This is a genomic window from Nocardia farcinica (assembly GCF_029867845.1).
GTDB classification, from domain to species: Bacteria; Actinomycetota; Actinomycetes; order Mycobacteriales; family Mycobacteriaceae; genus Nocardia; species Nocardia farcinica_A.
Map to the genome: position 1 here is coordinate 1 of NZ_JARWRU010000557.1, position 2,713 is coordinate 2,713.

Below are 2,713 nucleotides of genomic sequence, written 5' to 3' on the forward strand. Positions count from 1 at the left end.
CCCATTCCGACTCGTACTGGTCCCGGACCTCGGCGACCATCCGCACGGCCCGCTCACGCAACTCCGGCGGGTACTTCCTCGAACTCACAGACTTCATCCTTCCTCAAGAAGTGAAGTCTCCCGACCCGCCGGGGCGATTCACCCACCGGACGAAACGGCACCACCCTCACCTACGTCCAAGCCACAATCACCGAAATCGCGACCGCCGTCGCCGACCTCACCGGCGAACCACACCCTCTCGCCGCACCTGCCGAGTTGTCGCTCGGGGACATCATCTGACCGCGTCACCACCAGTTGTACCGACGCTTCGTCTTCCGGCCCCCTGGACCTGCAGCAACCCGGGCGTGGTCGCGCGCCAGAAAGGCTTCCTGTCGCGCCTGCTGTTCAACTGAACACGGCCTCGCGGTGTTCACGATCCAAAGGTGGTGGGCCGCACCACCGAGCAGGTCGGCGACGGTGCGCCGTGACGCATTCTCAGACGCAGCACTTGCCGACTCACGGAATCGGCGCAGCACCTCACAGCGGGGCGTTAGGACGCCGGAGTGGCCGCGAATCCCGTTGCAGTGACCGTGATCACGCATGGCTCAGTACGGCGGTCGGTTTCGTGCACGGCCTCCATCAAATGGGTCGACATCAGTGTCATCCACCACTCCCACGGTGGCTCCGGGGCCACTCCGCGTTCTGCTTCTTCGGCGATCCTGCGGTAATAGGAATGGAGTTCCGTTGCGGTGAAGACAATCTCGATCGGACTGTCCAGTCTGCGGTCACCACGTGAGTCGACGTTCAGGTGCCCTTGGTCGGCCCGGCTGATACCCAGCGTCCAATCCCGTCCGGCCTGGACGACCGACTCGATGAGTTCGGTGGTGGTTGGCTCAGGCACGGCAGCCTCCTCCGGGATAGGCGGTGATGATGTCGCCACTGTTGCCGACTATAACGCTGGGTTGGACCGTCTTGGCGATCTGGCCTGTCACATGATTGACCAGGTAGATCTGGCCCGAGTAGCAGTACTCCCGCCGCCGGCGTTTACGGCGATCTCAGGTGCATCCAGAGACTTTGCGATCGCCAAATCGGCGATATCGCGCCAGTTCCTGTTCTCGATCGCGGCGAGCCCTTCCCACTCGGTGAGGTGCCGGGCCTTGATGTGGTTGTATCCCCAACCCTGGGTTCCACATTTCAGGACACCCTTGCTGTATGTCCTGACGACCTTGTCTGCCGACGACGAGACTCCGCAAGCACCCCACACCTCGGCCTGGGCGGGCGCCGACGTGCCGATGAGGGCCGCCATCACAGTGGCTGACGTGGCAGCCGCTGCGAGCAGTCGAGAACGATTCATGGCAGTGATTCCCCTCCAAGATTGCCGCCGATCGACGCACCGGTGCGCGACTCCCGTTCGCGGTTCGAAACATGATCGAGCGGAAACACGCACCGCGGTCGGCTGTCCCGAGCGCATCGGACCTGCCCCACGAGGTCTCGAACACATTTTGCGTCAGCGTTCCGATTCGATCATCAGGTTCGACGGGGCCGAACCCTCATCGGTTCCCCAGTGTGTCGGGCGTCACCGATATCGAATGTCGCCCCACTGGGACGACCTCGATCGCTGCGGCGACCGCGGCTCGATCTCGACCGAAGGCCCCGACCTCTCGGCCCGCCCGAGTCGAGGACACACTCCGAGTACTCTCGTTCAATTCGATTGTTCCGCAGCCCAGTTGACGGTTACCGAACAGCAATCTAGGCTAGAGGGGTATTCCGCACGGATCTCCCCCATCGGTGGCCTAGATCCACAACCAAGTCCCCTCTCGCGCACAGATCTGTCATTCGTGACAGATATCCGCGCAGTGTGCGAAAGGGCCCTTCATCCGGTGATCGCGCCGGCATCGCGACGCACGAGGCGAGGTACTGTCGTGGGACGCCACCCAGGGTCTGAGCATGCACTGGCTACGCCATACGCCCCTCACCCGGGTCGAGCGGACCTTGCGCCTGCTGTTCCGCCTGAACACGGCTTCACGGTGTTCACGATCCAAAGGTGGCGAGCCGCACCATCGAGCAGGTCGGCGACGGTGCGCCGTGCGCATTCTCAGACGCGGCACCTGCCGACGCACGGAATCGGCGCAGCACCTCACAGCGGGGCGTCAGGACGCCGGAATGGCCGCGAATCCCGTTGCGGTGACCGTGAATCGTGGTTGGCTCAGCCACGGCAGCCTCCTCCGGGGCAGGCGGTGCCGACGTCGCCGCTGCCGCCGACGCTTGCGGTGATCTCAGGTGCGTCCAGGGGGTCGGCCATCCCGCTCGAGGCGTGGGTCACCTTCCCCTCGACCGGCGGTGCCCTAAACTATCCTGTGTGACAACCGATTCCGTGTATTCGATCGGCCGGCCGCCCCCTCGTGCGGCCGTATTGCTCACTGGTGAGACGAAGGAGTCCGACGTGGCTGTTCCTGTGGTTCTGGACAAGGCGCTCGACAAGGCGTACGAGGACAAGACGCTGGCGGAGCTGCTGGCCGCTCCCCCGTCGGCCCTGGCGGGCCTGGCCGAGAAGCACGACGCCCAACTGCTCGAAGCGCTCGGCATCAAGACCATCGCCGATCTCGGCACCAACAAGTACTTCCGTCTGGCGGCCACACTCGTCGAGCTGGCCGCCCACGAGGGCTGACCCACCCCTCGAACCGCCCTGCGGCCGCGCAGTCACCGTGGTCGGTGCGCGCGGCGGCCCGGCCGG

Annotated in this window: 3 protein-coding genes; 1 reads left to right on the top strand and 2 read right to left on the bottom strand. The window is 64.8% G+C overall.

Features of this window, described 5'->3' with window-relative positions; translation table 11 throughout:
* Positions 1 to 529 precede the first annotated feature (529 nt).
* Together QH283_RS12165 and QH283_RS12170 are read right to left on the bottom strand one after the other, a co-directional pair.
* Positions 530 to 880 (bottom strand): hypothetical protein, encoded by a 351-nt coding sequence (locus QH283_RS12165; RefSeq protein WP_280503112.1) that lies wholly within the window; start codon positions 878 to 880, stop codon positions 530 to 532.
* An 87-nt stretch (positions 881 to 967) separates the two neighbouring features.
* Positions 968 to 1,285 (bottom strand): hypothetical protein, encoded by a 318-nt coding sequence (locus QH283_RS12170; RefSeq protein ID WP_280503113.1) that lies wholly within the window; start codon positions 1,283 to 1,285, stop codon positions 968 to 970.
* A 1,137-nt stretch (positions 1,286 to 2,422) separates the two neighbouring features.
* Between QH283_RS12170 and QH283_RS12175 the strand changes: the two genes are divergently transcribed.
* A complete protein-coding gene (locus QH283_RS12175) occupies positions 2,423 to 2,647 on the top strand; it encodes a hypothetical protein (protein ID WP_280503114.1) in 225 nt (74 codons plus the stop codon).
* Positions 2,648 to 2,713 lie beyond the last annotated feature (66 nt).

Excerpts from the sequence above, each read along its gene's own strand:
- QH283_RS12170 (WP_280503113.1), bottom strand. The coding sequence starts at position 1,285 with ATGGCGGCCCTCATCGGCACGTCGGCGCCCGCCCAGGCCGAGGTGTGG.